This is a genomic window from Desulfovirgula thermocuniculi DSM 16036, assembly GCF_000429345.1.
Lineage (GTDB): Bacteria > Bacillota > Desulfotomaculia > Desulfotomaculales > Desulfovirgulaceae > Desulfovirgula > Desulfovirgula thermocuniculi.
This window is the reverse complement of the sequence record NZ_KE386887.1, coordinates 23,861-40,707: the sequence shown is the minus strand read 5'-3', so window position 1 is coordinate 40,707 and position 16,847 is coordinate 23,861. Positions and strand designations below refer to the sequence as shown.

Below are 16,847 nucleotides of genomic sequence, written 5' to 3'. Positions count from 1 at the left end.
TCTAGGAGTAAGCAACATGCAATCTCTCACCGGGAAAAGCTTCGGCAGATGCCATAAGCATTTTATCACAAGAAAGAAGGCAGAGGTGTCCGATAACTTGCAAATAATTCGTCAGTTACTTGACATTATATGGTGGGGGAGAAGGGTTCATGAAGGTGAAAAAAACAGGATTAGAGGATGAGCAGATAAAAGAGCAGTTGAAGGGTCATGGTACAGCCATTAGCTATCCCCGAGGCCAATTAATTTTTTCCTCAGGGGAAAGTGCGGACCGGGTTTATTTTATTCAAGAAGGGCTAGTTAAAATTTACTACCTGGCCGGGGACGGCCGAAAAATTACTGTGGCTTTACGTCATCCCGGAGAATTTTTTGGCTTGGCGGAGGCCTTGTGCGGCGCGGACCGTATCTGTTTTGCTGAGGCCGTGGAGGATGTAAATTTACTATTGTTTAAAAGGGATGACTTTCTCAAACTCCTTACCTCAAAACCAACTCTAGCCGTGAAAGTAGGGCAAATTTTGGGGATGAGGCTCCGGGAGGCCCAGAGCATTATATGTGAGATTGTTTCATGGCCAGTAGCAGGACGGCTGGCTCTTCTGCTTCTTAAACTGGCCGAGCGCACAGGAACAACAGGAAAAAAGGAACTGGTAGAAATCAACCTCCGCCTTACTCATGAAGAAATCGCATGCATGATTGGTACTTCTCGCCCCACAGTTACTACCATTATAAACACATTCAAACAAGAAGGAGCCATTGTTGTGGAAGGACGTGAAATTAGGGCAGTTCGACCCGAAAAATTACGGAGATGGATAGAGTAAGCTTACATAAATAATGCCCAGTTTTAACTGGGCTTTATTTTTTTGTAAGCAAAATAACAGTTCTTCGGTAAGGCAAGAAACTGCACAACTTAAAAGTTTCTGTTAAGTTTACTATAAGCAAATGCTAAATAACTGGTGAAGGGAAGTGAGAGCTCTATTTCGGCTAAGGAAAAATTAACAACAACAAATGTAAAAAGAAGTAAGAATTGAAAAGTAAATTTCACCGGGAAAAGCGGAGGCGAGTTTATGCAGGGTAACGGCGAACTCAAGTGGTATGTACGGTTTGTACCCGGGTTTATGGTCGAAAATGCCAGAAAGGCTGGGTTGGATCCTAACACTGTCTTCCCGGGTTTTTTGGTAGCGTGGATAGCCTTTTTCGCCATCCTCTCTTTACCCGTTCCACCGGGGCTAAAGCCCGCGGGATTGGCAGCGGCTGCGGTTGCCGTTTGGGCTGTCATTATGTGGATTACCGAAGCCATGCCAGTAGGTATAACGGGACTACTAATCCCGCTCCTTTTGGTATTAACTCGTGCACAGGAAAAAATTCCCCAGGCCTTTAGCGGTTTCACTCAAGATGTCTCGTTTTTAGTACTGGGTTCCTTCATTTTTGCCGCGATCATGCAGAGTACTGGTCTCGATAGAAGGATTGCCCTGGCAGTATTGAGCAGGGTGAAGCCACAAGTTGACCAGGTAATCAAGGGATTAATGACTGTAAATATTGCTTTAAGCATCATCATTCCTGCGGCGGTTTCCAGATCAGCCGTACTCCTCCCCATTGTAAGAGGCATCATGGATCTCTTTGAGGATACCCCTGAAGGCAGAAGGGCTAGGGGAGCGCTGGCCATAACTGGCCTGTGCTATTTCCCCATGGTTGGTGGAATCCTGCTTCTAACTGCCCACATGCCCAACGTTATAATGGCCGGTTTGTTTGAAAAAGAGCTGGGCTACCAGTTGAGTTATGCCAAGTGGTTCTGGTTACACTGGCCTATTTTGGGTCTGTTGCCTATCATGTTCCTAATCATTAGGAAGCAGTTGAATGTGGGCGGAATTTCGGTGCCCGGCGGAACTGATTTAATTCAGGCCGAGAAAAAGGTTCTAGGTAAGATGAGCTTGGTAGAGTGGCTTGTGCTGGCAGTCTTTGCTGTTGCGGTGATGCTTTGGATCACAGAACCCCAGCACAAGATAAAAACCGGTTTGGCCACTTTAATTGCCCTGGGAGTTTTCTTTGCCCCTGGATTGTTGCCCACACCATGGAAAACGTTACAAAACAAGACCATTTGGGGAACGTGGCTTTTGCTAGCCGGGGCACTCTCTTTGGCTAATGCCATCAGCGATACGGGCCTAGCGAAGTGGATTGCTGATTTGGCAGGGCCTGTCTTTAAGGGGCAACATTTCCTGGTCATCGTAGTCGGTTTTATCGTGTTCACCGCACTTGTCAGGATATTTATGCTCAGCAACGTGGCTGCAGTTGCCATGCTGGCGCCTATAGTGTTATCCCTAGCCAAAACGCTTAACTTAAATCCTGTTGCTTTTACTCTGTTGGTAGGTAACTTTGATACCTTCTCCTTCATCGTGCCAACACAAGTAACTGCCTGTGTGATTGCTTACGGTACGGGCACTTTTGATACAAAGACCTACGCTAAAGTCGGAATACCTGTTATGGTAGCAACTCTCCTTTACTTTGTGTTAATCATGATGCCCTGGTATGCTGTTAACGGCTTACCTGTTTGGGGAGGATATGTTACATGGAGGTGATTAAAGCATGGCTTAAGTTGTACGCAGTCGTAGCTACTTTAAAGTAAAGATTAACTTAGGGAGGTTTTAGAATATGCCTGCAAAGCTACCAACAAAACTTGAAGATGTGGCCGAAGTAAGGATCGAGACCGACATTTTAATCATTGGTGCTGGCAACGCGGGATGTTATGCTGCCATTGAGGCCAAACGTCGCCGTCCCGATCTGAGGGTTACCTTGATGGAAAAGGCCCACATCGATCGTAGCGGCTGCCTGGCCGCGGGCATGGATGCCATCAATACTTATATTAAGAAGAACGAAACCATAGAAAGTTTTGTTCGCTGGAGCCGTGCCCAAGCGGGGGGACTCCTGCGAGAGGACCTCACCATTACCATGGCTGAATTGTTAAATCAGGCTATTGAAGAATGGGAAGAGTGGGGCCTGCCCATTAAAAAGGACGAAAACGGAGAATATCTGGCCCGGGGTCGCTGGGATATTGCTATCCAAGGTTCGGAGATGAAGGTGATCCTGGCCGAAAAAGTACGGGAATACGGTTGCGAGGTTTTAAACCGGGTGGTAGCCACTAATTACCTTCTCGATGGCGATCGCGTTGTTGGTGCTATGGGGTTTGGTGTTCGGGACGGCAAGTTCTATATTATCAAGGCTGGAGCGACCATCGTAGCCACAGGGGGAGCAGCTGGACTGTACAAGCCTTACACCAACGACGGCAATGATTGTCACCACCAGATTTGGTACTGTCCCTTCAACGTAGGTACCGGCTATGCCATGGGCATTCGGGCCGGTGCGGAGATGACCACCTTTGAAATGCGCTGGTGCGCTGTGCGTACGAAAGACTTCAACGGGCCTATCGACACAATTTCCGTGGGTTACAAGGCGCCCATGATTAACGCAAAAGGGGAGAAAATTTTAGCCGAGCGGTACGCCCACATGGGCGGGGATGCTGCTCCTCGTTTTGTGCGGGCCAACGCACCAATGGAAGAGTGGCTGGCCGGCAGGGGTCCCTGCTACGTGGATACCCGTCATATGACTCCGGAACAGGTTAAGAACCTTAAAATCGACTACCTGAACGAGCGCCCCAGCTTTGTGCTCTTCCTGGCTGCCCGCGGGCAGGACATTACCAAGGAGCCCATTGAGGTTTACGGCAGCGATCCTTACATCGTGGGAGGCCATACGGCCAGCGGGTACTGGATTGACGTCAAGCGCGCTACCACCTTGCCCGGTCTTTTTGCCTGCGGCGATGTGGCCGGTGGCGTGCCGAACAAATTTGTCGGCGGTTGCGCCGCTGAAGGAATATTGGCAGCCCGGGGAGCTATCGAATACCTCGAATCCCTGGAAGACAAGGGCCAAGTCGATGAGTCTCTTGTAGCAGCAGAAAAGGCACGGGTTTATGCACCAGCCATCAGGCAGGCCAGGGAGGGAGATGGCATTACCCCCCGCGAAATGGAAGAACGCCTCCAGCGGCTAATGGATGAGTATGCGGGCGGGGTACACCAGTTTTACCGGATGAACCGGGAGCGGCTGGAATATGCCTTAAAACATCTGGCTATTTTAAAGGACCAAACCAAATATCTTATTGCTCGTGATTTACACGAGTTAATGGAAGCTCACGAAGTAATTGACCGGCTGGATGTAGCTGAAGTACTGGTACATCACCTGTTGTTCCGGGAGGAAACCCGTTGGCCGGGTTGGCAGAACAGAGTGGACTTTCCCGAGCGGGACGACAGCCGATTTGACTGCTTTGTGAACTCCCGGCGCGATCCAAAAACCGGTAAGATAGAGGTGTTTACCCGGCCCTACGAGCAAATAGTACCAGGAGATCGCTACCGCCCATAAGTCCGAGAGGAGGTTGATTGCTCGTGCCACCTAAGGTTAATCCCCAGAAATGCGATGGTTGCCGTGCCGAAAGCGAACCACTTTGCGTGCAGATTTGTCCTGGAGATCTGATGGTTTTAGATGAAAATACCGGGAAAGCCTACTGCCGCTCAGCTCGTGACTGCTGGGATTGCATGTCCTGTGTGAAAGCCTGCCCCCACGGGGCCATTGAAACCCGCCTACCCTACCAGTTGGGTTATTACCCGGCAAAGCTTATTCCGTTGGTGGGAAGCAATAAGATTAGTTGGACCGTGGTGGATATTCACGGTAATGTAGAACGCTTCACCTTTAAAACCAGAAACGACTAAGGCTTATGGGGCCGGCTGTTCATTGCCGGCCCCACGGCAATTTCAATTAGGGGGGAACACGGTGCCACCAAAAATCGGTATATATCTGTGCCATTGTTACGGTGAGATTAGCAAGATTGTTGACCTGGAAAAGCTGTCTCAACAGGCAGGCAAGTGGAAAGGTGTTACTGCCAGCATCCATCATCCTGCCTTATGCAGCGCTGATGGCCTGGAATTAATGGCTGAAGATGTGCGCCAGGGTCGTGTAGACCGTTTAGTAATAGGGGCATGTTCACCGGGTGTCCATCAAGATACCTTTCTTCGCCTAGTGCGCCAATTGGGCTTGCAAGAGCATTTACTGGAACGTTGTAACCTAAGGGAACAGTGCGCCAAGGCCCACCATGACCAGCCGGCGCTGGCGACGGTAAAGGCTCGGAATTTACTTAAAATGGCCGTAGGGCGGATACGCCCGGCGGAATCCTTTGAGCCGGTTACATCTTCAACAACTCGTTCTGTACTGGTAGTTGGGGGAGGTATTGCCGGTTTAACCGCGGCGGAGAACCTAGCCCGGGCTGGAGTTAACGTAACGCTGGTTGAAAAGTCCCCCTACCTGGGTGGCAAGGTCGCCCAGTTATACCGCTACTACCCGCGCTTTTGCTCGCCCCGGTGCGGGCTGGAAGTCCTGGTAGGGCGTTTGCTGGCTACGGGACGGGTAACGGTGCATACCTTGACCGAGGTAATCGATGTTCGCGGTAACACCGGTAACTTTACGGTGGAACTATTGAAACGCCCGCGTTGCGTCAAGGATACCTGCACGGGATGTGGTGCTTGCATTGAAGTTTGCCCGGTGGAGGTGCCGTACTCCCCGTCATTGCCAATAGGCAAACGTCGGGCTATTGAAGGTCCAGGGCCATTTCCCTATCCCCTTATCTATGCCATCGATCGTCAACTTTGCCGTGGTAAGTCCTGTGGCCGGTGCGCGGAGGTTTGCCCGGCAGAAGCCATTGACTTAGACCAAGAGGAAAGCAGGATTAACATTGAGGTGGACGCTATAATTCTGGCTACCGGTTGGGAGCCTTACGATGCCATACGGCTTAACAATTACGGCTATGGGCGTTTGCCTGGAGTAATCACCAGTGTGGAGATGGAGTGTATGGCTCGCCCTGACGGGCCAACTGGTGGACAGTTAATCCGGCCTTACGACAAAAGGTCCGTACGGCGGGTGGCCTTTATCCAGTGTGCCGGGAGCCGCGATAAACAGCACTTGGCATATTGTTCCGGTGTATGCTGCGCGGCCACATTAAAACAAATAAATTACGTGCATACCATGGATCCGGATGTTGACGTTTTTGTTTTTTATATGGACATCCGTACTCCGGGTAATCTGGAGGAACTTTACCGCCGGGCTAGGGAAGAACACGGGGCCGTTTTTATCCGTGGTAACCCTTATGCGGTTGAATGGGACTCTGTTAAAGAAGAACTGATAGTAACGGGCGAAGATACTTTAAGCGGTTCGCAAGTAGCAGTACGAGTTGATCTGGTGGTACTGGCTGTCGGCATGGTGCCCGGTACCGTTCCGGCTTTCGACCGCCTGGAAAGGGACACAACCGGCTTCGTTACCGGCCACTTGCCCTGTTCACCCATGGAGGTGCGTCGCGCGGGCATTTTCGTAGCCGGTTGCGCTCAGGAACCGATGGATGTAAGCACAAGCGTCAAAAGCGCTCTGGCAGCGGCAGCGGAATGCCTGGCCACCGTTCAAAACCAGCCAACAGTGTTTCCACCGGTAGTGGAGCGGCACAAGTGCGACCGGTGCGGGCGTTGTGTTGAGGAGTGCCCTTACGGTGCCCTAAGTTTTGGTGCGGATGGTTACCCATCGGTAAACCCGCTGGCGTGCCGTGGCTGTGGTATTTGTCAAGGTGGATGCCCCTTGAGGTGTATATATCTACCCGGGTTCAGTTCCCGGGAGGTTGCCGGACTTATAGAAGCGGTAGACACAGGTAGCATGGGAGAGCAACCATGCGTGCTGGCCTTTTTGTGTGCCAACGATGCTTACCGGGCACTGGATCGGGCTGGGGTCCAGGGAGTGAGCTACGGTGCTAATATTCTGACGGTTAGGGTTCCCTGTGCTGGCGCAGTGAATGTAGGTTGGATCAATGACGCTTTGCTCAACGGGATTGACGGTGTATTGGTTGCAGGTTGCCGAACGACGGAGTGCCATTTTGGACGTGGCACCTCTCTGGCCGAATCACGGATCAATAATTTGCGCGACACCTTAAAGAGTATGCTGGTGGAACCCCAACGGGTACAGGTGCTCAACGCTGGTATCGAGGATGGGCATAGTTTGGTGGCAGCAATTAAGAGATTTGTTCAGCAACTTCAAAAATTGGGTCCCAATCCCTTTAAGGAGTGAGTTTTTCCGGAGGTACACCTATGCAAAGGAACTCCACCCTCCTCAGGGAAATTACTCTTCAGGGTCTGAAATGGCTTGATCCAGTTATTCTCCATACCGCCCGGAGTTGTACCAACTGCGGACGGTGTGGCGGTGCCTGCCTTGCTCGTCTCCGAGATCTTTCGCCTGCGCGCGCATTCCGTTTGTTACAGTTAGGTCGACTAGACGAAGTGCTAACTTCCCGATTTCTCTGGGCGTGTATCGGTTGCCGGCGGTGTACTTGGTCTTGTCCCCAAGGGCTTGATGTGTCCAAGGCAGTGGTGCGGCTTCGCCGCTTAGCAGCAAGGCACCCCCAAGCTCGCTTCCCCGAGCACTTAATGCGCCTGATTATGTAACCGAGTCAATGGAGCCTCCCCTTTTGGGGGAGGCTTTAGCTTGTAAAAGGGAGTTACAAACAGATATATTGTATACTTTCGTTTGGCCTATTTCAGGGATGCGCCCGGTTTTTATATAATGAGGCATAGCTGGTATAATTGCGATCTTGCAATGTTTCGGGTTAGGGGAGGGTAAAACTGGTTAGAATACATTCTGGAGCAAAAGGACGCAAGCAACGGCGAAAAAAGCCCGAAGGGGGAAAAGGAGATGAACCTGCAGGAAATAAAGGAGTTAATCAAGCTAGTTGACCAGAGCGCCATAGCGGAGCTATCTCTGGAGGCTGCGGGGGTCAAAGTGGCCATTCGCAAGTCTGCCTCCGGTTCGGCCGGGAAAAAGGCGGATATAACCCTGGACACCAGCATGGACGGCCTGGTGGAAATAGGAGAGTTCCTTTCCCCCTCCTGCCTGTCGCAAGAAGAGGTTAAGGAACTGTGCGTGCCCGGGGCGGCGAAACCGGAGGCGCAAAACGGAACTAACGGCCTGCTCTCCGTCAGGTCGCCCCTGGTGGGCACCTTCTACCGCGCGCCTGCTCCCGACGCGCCGCCCTTCGTCCAGGTGGGGGATGTGGTGCAAAAGGGCCAGGTCCTCTGCATTATCGAGGCCATGAAAATGATGAACGAAATTGAGTCGGAGTTTTCCGGGAGAATAGTGGATATCCTGGTGGAGAACGGGCAAGTAGTGGAGTACGGCCAGGAGCTTTTCCTCATCCAGAAAATGTAGCCAGCAGGGTGAAGGAGCAATGTTTAAAAAAATACTCATTGCCAACCGGGGGGAAATTGCCGTCAGGATCATCAGGGCCTGCCGGGAGATGGGCATCAAGACGGTAGTGGTCTACTCCGAGGAGGACCGGGAGAGCCTGCCGGTGCGTATGGCCGACCAGGCCGTGTGCATAGGGCCCCCGCCGCCGACCAAGAGCTACCTGAACCTCACCAACATCATCAGCGCGGCCATAGTTTCCGGGGCGGACGCTGTCCACCCCGGCTATGGTTTTCTGGCGGAAAACGCCACCTTTGCCGGTATCTGCGAGAGCTGCGGCCTCACCTTTATCGGCCCCTCGGCGGAGGCCATTGAAAAGATGGGGGACAAGGCCCTGGCCCGGGAGATGGCCCAGCGGGCGGGCGTGCCTGTGGTTCCCGGTTCCCCGGGGCCGCTTGCCGACGTGCAGGAAGCCCTGGAGGTGGCCGGCCAGATCGGTTATCCGGTAATCGTGAAGGCCGCCGCCGGCGGCGGCGGCAGGGGGATGAGGGTGGCCCAGGGTCCCGAGGACCTGGCGCGGGCCCTGGAGGCGGCAAGGTCGGAGGCCCAGGCCACCTTCGGCAACGGTATGGTCTACCTGGAGAGGTATTTAGAAGAGCCGCGGCATATTGAATTCCAGATCCTCGGCGACAGGTACGGCAACCTGGTTCACCTCGGCGAGCGGGACTGCTCCGTGCAGAGGCGAAATCAAAAGCTCATCGAGGAGTCGCCTTCCGTGGCGCTTTCCCCGGAACTGCGCCAAAAGATGGGGGAGGCAGCCCTGAAGCTGGCCAGGGCCATAGGCTACCACAACGCCGGCACGGTGGAGTTCCTCCTGGACAAGCACGGCAACTTTTATTTCATCGAGATGAACACCCGCATCCAGGTGGAGCACCCGGTAACCGAGATGGTTACCGGCATCGACCTGGTCAAGGAACAGATCCGCCTGGCCGCCGGGGAAGCCCTGGGTTACACGCAGGATGACATATGCATCAGGGGGTGGGCCATCGAGTGCCGCATTAACGCCGAGGACCCGGACCAGAACTTTGCCCCCTCACCGGGAGCAATCACCGCTTACCTCCCGCCCGGCGGCCCGGGGATCCGCCTGGACAGCGCGGCCTATGCGGGATGGCAGATTTCCCCCTATTACGATTCCTTAATTGCCAAGCTAATTGCTTGGGGTAGGGACCGCGAGGAAGCCATAGCACGCATGCAGCGGGCCCTGGCCGAGTTCGTGGTGGAAGGCGTCAAGACCACCATTCCCTTTCACCGGCGGGTCCTGGGAAACGCCTTTTTCCGCCGCGGCGAAGTCTACACAAACTTTATCCAGAGACGTATCTTGGCGGGCTAGGGCCCGCCTTTTATGCTGAGTGATCCCCAGTTTTAAGGGCGTGATTTAGCTCGAAAGCGAGCGACTTGAGCTGAGCGGAAAGCCAAACTTAGCGAAATTGAGGGCGAAGGCGGGGCCGAGGCCTTGGATGGCCGAGGCCGGCTCGTGAGGCAAGGAAGCCGAATGAGCCGGGGACCCCGCCGGAGCCCGAAAATTGAGCGTTAGTTTGGCCCGCGAAGCTCATGAAGCGAGCGGGAGCTAAGTCACGCCAGGAAAAAAGGTGGGGAGACCTGAACCTTTTATGCGGTTGCGCCCGCCCAGTGGTTCTGATATAATCGTGCAAGGCAAATTATGACAGGAGGAGGAGCAAAGCGCGGTGGAACAGGCCGGTAAGGAAACGGTCGTGCGGGAGGAGCAGACAAGCCTCGGTTCCATCCGCATTGCCGACGAAGTGGTGCGGGTGATTGCGGGCCTGGCCGCCACGGAGGTGCCGGGCGTGGCCGGTATGAGCGGCGGCGTGGTGGGCGGCATCGTGGAAATGCTGGGCAGGAAAAACCTTTCCAAGGGCGTCAAGGTGGAGGTGGGGGAAAAGGAAGCGGCGGTGGATCTGTTTGTGATCGTGGATTACGGCACGCGCATCCCCGACGTGGCCCTGCAGATACAGGAGAACGTAAAGAAGGCCGTAGAGGCCATGACCGGCCTCTCGGTGGTGGAGGTCAATGTAAACGTGCAGGGAGTGGCTTTCCCGCAGGAGGGAAAGGAAGAACAGCGGGTGCGGTAGGAGGTTTTGGCTATGGGGCCATTTGACCGCGGCCTCCTGGCGTGTTATGCGCTGGCCGTTACCCTGGGCTTGGGCGTGCTGGCCGCCGGCCTGGCCGGGGCGCTGCCGCCCTACCTCTTGTGGGCGTGGCTGCGCGCGGGATTGGAAGAACCAGAGATCCCCTTGCTGGTGCTGGGGGCGATGATGCTGGTTGGCGCCCGCCTTTTCTGGGCGGCGGTCAGGGTAAGGCGCCCGCGGGTGGTCGTGCAGGAGGCCGCCATGGGGCAGGTACGCATTGCCCTGGCGGCCATAAAGGAGCTGGCCGAAAAGCTGGCCCTGGCGCAGGGCGGCGTGCGGGAGGCCGCTGCCCGGGTGGAGCAGGGAAAGAGCGGCATACGCATTTTGCTGGAGCTGGCCGTAACTTCGGACGTTAACGTGCCGGCAGTGGCCGCCGGCGTGCAGGAAGCGGTGAGCAACAGGATTAAAGAGGTTACCGGGGTAGTGGTGGAGGACCTGGTCGTTACGGTGAAGAGCTTTTCTGCCCGCAGGCCCCGGGTGGAATAAACGGGGTGTATCGGCCGATGGAAACAGGCAACCTGGCGGAGTTCTGGGGGCGGCACCGCGGCAAAATAATAGGAGTCGTCCTGGGGCTTGTTTTCGGTTGGTTTGCCATTACCTACGGGGTGCTGAAGGCCCTTTTTGTCTCCCTCTGCGTTCTTGTCGGCTATATCGTTGGTAGGTCGCTGGACGAGCGGTTGGACTGGCGGGAGCTGCTTGCCCGCCTTTTCAAGGAAAAGTAATGCTGCGTCTTGGTTTAGGGGGGCTTTCCCGATGGGTAGGAGGCGCGCTAGGGAAGTGGCTTTGCAGATCCTCTACCAGGTAGACCTGACAGGGGCGCCGCCCGAAGAGGCCTTCTCCTTCTTGCCGGAGGTAACCTTTGTGGAGGAAAAAGACCTGGCCTTTGCCCGGGAGCTGGTTTTCGGCACCCTCGCACACCGGGAGGCCCTGGACCGGGTAATTGCCGGTTTAAGCCACGACTGGCCGCTCTACCGCATGGCGGCGGTGGACCGCAACATCATGCGCCTGGCCCTGTACGAAATCTTTCACCGCGAGGACATTCCCAACAGCGTGGCGGTAAACGAGGCGGTGGAGCTGGCCAAGACCTTTGGCGGGCACGACTCCAGCCGCTTTGTTAACGGCATCCTCGGTCAGGTGGTCAAGGACCCGGGCCGATTCCTCGCGGCGTTTGAAGGTGAGGGAAAGTAAAGCGCCCTCATTTTCTTTTTGTTCGTAAAGCCTGCCTCCGGAAGGAAATCGCATAGAAAACTCGAATAACTTAGTTAAAGTTATTGCCTTAACAAGGCTTAATTTAAAAACTTTATCAAGGGGAGGGGAGCGGGAGGAGATGTTTAAAATCCTAGAAAAAGAAGTGTTTTCGCCCGTGATTAAGAAAATGGTCGTAGAAGCCCCCCGGGTGGCCAGGAGATGCCAGGCTGGCCAGTTTGTTATTTTAAGGGTGCAGGAAAACGGGGAGCGCATCCCGCTAACCATTGCCGACTTTGACCGGGAAAAGGGCACCATTACCATTGTCTTTCAGGAAGTAGGTAAGACCACCAAGCTGCTGGGAACGCTTAATGCCGGGGACTACATCCTGGACTTCGTGGGCCCCCTGGGAACGCCCTCGCACATCGAGAACTTCGGCACGGTGGTCTGTGTGGGCGGCGGCGTGGGCATCGCGCCGGTTTTCCCCATTGCCAGGGCCCTCAAAGAGGCCGGCAACTACGTCATCAGCATCATCGGCGCCCGCACCAAGGAACTCCTCTTCTGGGAAGATCGCATGAGGGAAGTGTCCGATGAGCTTTTGGTGACCACCGACGATGGGTCTTACGTGCGCAAAGGCTTTGTTACGGACGTCCTCAAGGAGCTTATCGAACAGCGGGGGAAGGAGAACATTAACCTGGTGCTGGCCATCGGCCCCCAGCCCATGATGCGGGCCTGCTGCAAGGTGACCGGGGAGTACGGCATAAAGACCATTGTCAGCCTGAACTCCCTCATGGTGGACGGTACGGGGATGTGCGGGTGCTGCCGGGTGACCGTGGGTGGCCAGACCAGGTTTGTTTGTGTGGACGGGCCGGAATTTGACGGGCACCAGGTCGACTGGGATATTTTGGCCCGCCGCTCGGCCACCTTCCGGCAGGAAGAGCAGCGGGCGCTGGAGCTTTACACCGGCCAGTGCAAGTGCGGAGGTGGCAACTGATGGCCGAGAAGAAGGAAATTATCCCCAAGAAGCATCCCATGCCCGTGCAGGACCCGCGGGAGCGGATAAGAAACTTTAACGAGGTGGCCCTCGGTTACGACGAGGAGACGGCTGTGGCGGAGGCCAAGCGCTGCCTGCAGTGCAAGAAGGAGCCCTGCCGCCAGGGCTGCCCGGTAGAGGTGGACATACCGGCCTTTATACGCATGGTGGCCGAGCGGGATTTCGAGGGGGCCATTAAAAAGATCAAAGAAAAGAACGCCCTCCCGGCTGTGTGCGGGCGGGTCTGCCCGCAGGAAAACCAGTGCGAGAAATACTGCACGCTGGGCAAGAAACACGAGCCGGTGGCCATCGGGCGGCTGGAGCGCTTCTGCGCCGACTGGGAACTTGCCCGCGGCGTGTTCCCCCAGGAAGTGGCGCCGCCCACCGGTTTTAAGGTGGCCGTGGTCGGTTCGGGCCCGGCGGGCTTAACCTGCGCCGCCGACCTGGCCAAGCTGGGGCACAAAGTGACGGTCTTTGAGGCCCTGCACGTGCCGGGCGGCGTGCTCATGTACGGCATTCCCGAGTTCCGCCTCCCCAAGCGCGTGGTCCAGGCGGAAATAGACAACCTCAGGAACCTGGGCGTGGAGATTGTCACCAACGCCGTGGTGGGCAAATTTGCCACCGTGGACGAGCTGATGGAGGAAGAAGGCTACGACGCGGTGTTTATCGGCACGGGTGCCGGCCTGCCCTACTTCATGAACATACCCGGGGAAAACTCCTGCGGGGTGTACTCCGCCAACGAGTTCCTCACCCGCGTCAATTTAATGAAAGCTTACCTCTTCCCCGCATGGGACACGCCCATCAAGGTGGGGCGAAAGGTGGCCGTCATTGGCGGGGGCAACGTGGCCATGGACGCTGCCCGGACCGCCCTGCGCCTGGGTGCCGAAGAATCCTGGATTGTCTACCGGCGCACAGAAAAGGAAATGCCCGCCCGCCACGAAGAGGTGGAAAACGCCAAGGAAGAGGGCATCAAGTTCGCCTTCCTTACCAATCCCGTGCGCATACTGGCCGATGAACACGGCTGGGTGAAGGGCATGGAGTGCCTGCGCTACGAGCTCGGCGAGCCGGATGAGTCAGGCCGCCGCCGCCCGGTGCCCATTCCCGGCTCCGAGTTTATAATGGAAGTGGATACGGTGGTGGTAGCCATCGGCCAGGCGCCCAACCCGCTCGTTCCCAGGACCACGAGAGGCCTGGAAATCGGCAAGAAAGGCAACATCGTGGCCGACCCCGCGACGGGAGCCACCTCCAAGCCCGGCGTCTTTGCCGGCGGCGACGTGGTTACCGGCGCGGCCACGGTCATCCTGGCCATGGGCGCCGGGCGCATTGCCGCCAGGTCCATTCACGCCTACCTAATGAGCAAGAAGGCTTAAAGGCATTCTCCGCGGCATGAGGCTTTTTACCGTCAGCGAGCTAAACGCCTACATTAAGGAGCTTCTTGATAACGACCCCCTTCTCCTCAATATCTGGGTGAAGGGGGAAATTTCCAATTTTAAAAGGGTTTCCAGCGGGCACCTTTACTTTACCTTAAAGGACCAATATGCCACCATCAAGGTGGTCATGTTCCGCTCCCGCGCCTCCCGGCTCTCCTTCCAGCCGCAGGACGGCATGGCGGTGCAGGTCAGGGGCTACGTTACCGTTTACCCGCGGGACGGCACCTGCCAGCTTTACGCGGAGGAGGTAGAGCCGTGCGGTGTCGGCGCCCTCTACGTGGCCTTTGAGCAGCTCAAGGCCAGGCTGCAGCAGGAGGGGCTGTTTGATGCCCGCCACAAAAAGAGGCTGCCTTTCCTGCCCCGCCGCATCGGCATCGTCACCTCGCCTACCGGTGCCGTCCTGCGGGATATGGTGAGGATCATCCGCCGACGGTGGCCGGGCCTGCACATCATCGTGGTGCCCGTGACCGTGCAGGGGGAGAGCGCCCCGTGGGAAGTGGCGGCGGCCATCCAGTGGCTGAACCGCCTGCAGGCCTGCGACGTGATCATCGTGGGCCGCGGCGGGGGCTCGCTGGAAGAGCTGTGGGCCTTTAACACCGAGCTGGTGGCGCGCAGCATCTTCCTCTCTGCCATTCCCGTCGTTTCCGCCGTGGGGCATGAAACGGATTTCACCATTGCCGACTTTGTGGCCGACGCGCGTGCCCCCACGCCTTCGGCGGCGGCGGAAATGGTGGTGCCCGTGCGGGAGGAGGTGGCGCGCTACCTGGAAGCGCTGCGGGCGCGCCTCGTGCGGGCCGCGAGGGAAAAGGTGGTGGTCTACCGGCAAAGGCTTAAGGCCTGCTGCCAGAGCCGGGTCTTCCGCCAGCCCGTGGATGCCATCTGCGGCCTGCGCGCGCAGGCGGTGGACGAGGCTCTGCGCCGCCTGTTAAAGGCGGCAGAGCTGCACCTGGCCCGCAAGCGCAGTGAGCTGGCACTGCTTGCCGGTCGCCTGCACTCCTTAAGTCCGCTGGCCACTCTCTCCCGCGGCTACAGCATCTGCACGCGGGCCACTACGGGAGAGGTGCTGCGGCGGGCGGAGGAGGTTGCGGTGGGAGAAGAGGTTCGCGTGGAGCTTTACCGGGGGCGCCTCCACTGCTGTGTCAAAGAAACCGTGCCGGACCAAGCGAAAAACTTTCCCGGAGGAGGTTTGATTGATGGCGGCGACCATTCTGGATGGCAAGAAAATTGCCGCGGAGATCCGCGAAGAAGTTAAGGCGGAGGTAGCGCAGCTAAAAGAAAAGGGTATTCTCCCCAAGCTGGTGGCCGTGCTGGTGGGCGACGACCCTGCTTCGGTGGTTTACGCCCGCTCCAAAGAAAAGTCCTGCGCCAACGTAGGCATTGCCTTCGAGTTGTTCAATCTGCCGGGCGATACTCCGGAAGCAGAAGTGCTGGACCTCATCGACCGCCTGAACAAAGACGACAGCGTGCACGGTATTATGATTGAGATGCCCCTGCCCAAGCACATCAGCAAGCAGCGGGTGCTGGAAGCCATTTCCCCCCTCAAAGACGTCGATGGGTCCCACCCCATTAACCGCGGTTACCTTTTGAGCGGCGCCGACGGCCTCTTCCCCGCGACGCCCCAGAGCTGCATCGAGATTATGCTCCGCAGCGGTATTGAGATCAAGGGGAAGAATGCCGTCCTTGTCGGACGCGGCGAAACGGTGGGCAAGCCCCTCATCTTCATGATGCTAAATCAAAACGCCACGGTAACCGTGTGCCACACCAGAACCGCCGACCTCGCCTACCATACCCGCCAGGCCGACATCCTCATTGCCGCCGTGGGCAAGCCCCGCATGATCAAGGCAGAGATGATCAAGCCCGGGGCGGTGGTGGTGGACGCGGGGATCAACCAGGTGGAAGACGGCATTTGCGGCGACGTGGACTTTGAGGCGGCCAAGGAGGTGGCCGGGGCCATCACCCCCGTGCCCGGCGGCGTGGGCAGCCTGACCACCGTGCTCATCCAGAAAAACGTGCTCAAGGCCATTCGGCTCCAGGGCAAGGCTTAAGTGGGCGTCAAACTGCGGTGAATTTTTGCGTGAGGAGGGATCTCGGTGAGCGAGCTTTTTGATATGTCCTTTAGGAAGCTTTTGGCCGTAGCGGCGTCGGATTCCCCCACCCCTGGCGGCGGGAGCGTTTCCGCCCTCGTAGGGGCCCTGGGGGTGGCCATGACGGCCATGGTGGGCAACCTCACCGTGGGCAAACCCAAGTACGCCGACGTGGAGCCCCAGGCAAAGGAAATTGCCGGTGCCGCCTACTTCATCATTAACAAGCTGGAAAAGCTCGTGGCCCAGGATGTGGCCGCCTTTAACAAGTTCATGGAGGTCTACCGCCTGCCCAAGAACACGGAGGAGGAAAAGGCCCGGCGGGAAGAGCTCATGCAAAAGGCCCTGAAAGAGGCCACCGATACCCCACTTGAGGTGGCCCGCACCCTCCTGGAGGCCCTGGTCGTTACCGAAAAGCTGGCCAAGATCGGCAATAAGATGGCCATCAGCGATGCCGGGGTGGCCGCCTATGTGTGCGAGGCCGCCATTAACGCCGTGCTTTTGAGTGCCGACATCAACATACCCCTCATCAAGGATCAGGAGTACGTGAAGGCCGTGCTGGCCGAAAAGGAACGCATCGTCTCCGAGGCCAAGAGGCTGAAAGACGCCGCCGTGGCCGTGGTGCAGGAAAGGATGAAGTAGAAAGTTTAAAGGCGGGCTCGCCTTG

At 56.7% G+C, this 16,847-nt stretch carries 17 protein-coding genes; all 17 read left to right on the top strand.

The window, feature by feature from the left end:
• The first annotated feature begins 149 nt into the window (after positions 1-149).
• The 17 genes from G454_RS0115485 to G454_RS0115415 all read left to right on the top strand — a co-directional run bounded on the left by G454_RS0115485 (position 150) and on the right by G454_RS0115415 (position 16,822).
• On the top strand, positions 150-812 hold the full coding sequence (locus G454_RS0115485; protein ID WP_027719277.1) for a Crp/Fnr family transcriptional regulator: 663 nt from the start codon (positions 150-152) through the stop codon (positions 810-812).
• A 246-nt stretch (positions 813-1,058) separates the two neighbouring features.
• Complete coding sequence (locus tag G454_RS19830; protein WP_051276578.1) at positions 1,059-2,567, top strand: SLC13 family permease; 1,509 nt, start codon at positions 1,059-1,061, stop codon at positions 2,565-2,567.
• Between the two features lie 73 nt (positions 2,568-2,640).
• Positions 2,641-4,398, top strand: coding sequence for an adenylyl-sulfate reductase subunit alpha (locus tag G454_RS0115475; protein ID WP_027719276.1), 1,758 nt, complete (start codon positions 2,641-2,643; stop codon positions 4,396-4,398).
• Between the two features lie 23 nt (positions 4,399-4,421).
• Positions 4,422-4,745, top strand: coding sequence for a 4Fe-4S binding protein (locus tag G454_RS19825; protein ID WP_035108149.1), 324 nt, complete (start codon positions 4,422-4,424; stop codon positions 4,743-4,745).
• Between the two features lie 61 nt (positions 4,746-4,806).
• Positions 4,807-7,134 carry an FAD-dependent oxidoreductase gene (locus G454_RS21140; RefSeq protein WP_035108148.1) on the top strand — a complete coding sequence of 776 codons (2,328 nt, stop codon included), beginning with the start codon at positions 4,807-4,809 and terminating at the stop codon, positions 7,132-7,134.
• 20 nt (positions 7,135-7,154) lie between these two features.
• On the top strand, positions 7,155-7,508 hold the full coding sequence (locus G454_RS22965; RefSeq protein ID WP_084413552.1) for a 4Fe-4S dicluster domain-containing protein: 354 nt from the start codon (positions 7,155-7,157) through the stop codon (positions 7,506-7,508).
• Between the two features lie 247 nt (positions 7,509-7,755).
• Positions 7,756-8,268 carry an acetyl-CoA carboxylase biotin carboxyl carrier protein gene (accB, locus tag G454_RS0115465; protein ID WP_027719275.1) on the top strand — a complete coding sequence of 171 codons (513 nt, stop codon included), beginning with the start codon at positions 7,756-7,758 and terminating at the stop codon, positions 8,266-8,268.
• 19 nt (positions 8,269-8,287) lie between these two features.
• Positions 8,288-9,634 (top strand): acetyl-CoA carboxylase biotin carboxylase subunit, encoded by a 1,347-nt coding sequence (gene accC / locus G454_RS0115460; protein WP_027719274.1) that lies wholly within the window; start codon positions 8,288-8,290, stop codon positions 9,632-9,634.
• A gap of 355 nt (positions 9,635-9,989) precedes the next feature.
• Positions 9,990-10,394 carry an Asp23/Gls24 family envelope stress response protein gene (locus G454_RS0115455; RefSeq protein ID WP_027719273.1) on the top strand — a complete coding sequence of 135 codons (405 nt, stop codon included), beginning with the start codon at positions 9,990-9,992 and terminating at the stop codon, positions 10,392-10,394.
• Positions 10,395-10,406: 12 nt separating this feature from the next.
• Complete coding sequence (gene amaP / locus G454_RS0115450; RefSeq protein WP_027719272.1) at positions 10,407-10,937, top strand: alkaline shock response membrane anchor protein AmaP; 531 nt, start codon at positions 10,407-10,409, stop codon at positions 10,935-10,937.
• A gap of 17 nt (positions 10,938-10,954) precedes the next feature.
• Positions 10,955-11,173 carry a DUF2273 domain-containing protein gene (locus G454_RS0115445; protein ID WP_027719271.1) on the top strand — a complete coding sequence of 73 codons (219 nt, stop codon included), beginning with the start codon at positions 10,955-10,957 and terminating at the stop codon, positions 11,171-11,173.
• Positions 11,174-11,204: 31 nt separating this feature from the next.
• The gene (gene nusB, locus G454_RS0115440) at positions 11,205-11,639 is read left to right on the top strand and encodes a transcription antitermination factor NusB (protein WP_027719270.1); all 435 of its coding nucleotides are present in this window, start codon (positions 11,205-11,207) and stop codon (positions 11,637-11,639) included.
• A gap of 139 nt (positions 11,640-11,778) precedes the next feature.
• Entirely contained in the window at positions 11,779-12,630 is an 852-nt protein-coding gene (locus tag G454_RS0115435) for a sulfide/dihydroorotate dehydrogenase-like FAD/NAD-binding protein (RefSeq protein WP_027719269.1), read from the top strand.
• A complete protein-coding gene (gene gltA / locus G454_RS0115430) occupies positions 12,630-14,039 on the top strand; it encodes an NADPH-dependent glutamate synthase (protein ID WP_027719268.1) in 1,410 nt (469 codons plus the stop codon). The genes G454_RS0115435 and gltA overlap by 1 nt, the downstream gene beginning before the upstream one ends.
• A 16-nt stretch (positions 14,040-14,055) precedes the next feature.
• Positions 14,056-15,351 (top strand): exodeoxyribonuclease VII large subunit, encoded by a 1,296-nt coding sequence (gene xseA, locus G454_RS19815; RefSeq protein WP_084413551.1) that lies wholly within the window; start codon positions 14,056-14,058, stop codon positions 15,349-15,351.
• Positions 15,293-16,144, top strand: a complete 852-nt coding sequence (locus G454_RS0115420) for a bifunctional 5,10-methylenetetrahydrofolate dehydrogenase/5,10-methenyltetrahydrofolate cyclohydrolase (RefSeq protein WP_027719267.1) — start codon at positions 15,293-15,295, stop codon at positions 16,142-16,144. Before xseA ends, G454_RS0115420 begins: the two co-directional genes overlap by 59 nt.
• Positions 16,145-16,189: 45 nt before the next feature.
• Positions 16,190-16,822, top strand: a complete 633-nt coding sequence (locus G454_RS0115415) for a cyclodeaminase/cyclohydrolase family protein (RefSeq protein WP_051276574.1) — start codon at positions 16,190-16,192, stop codon at positions 16,820-16,822.
• Positions 16,823-16,847: the final 25 nt, after the last annotated feature.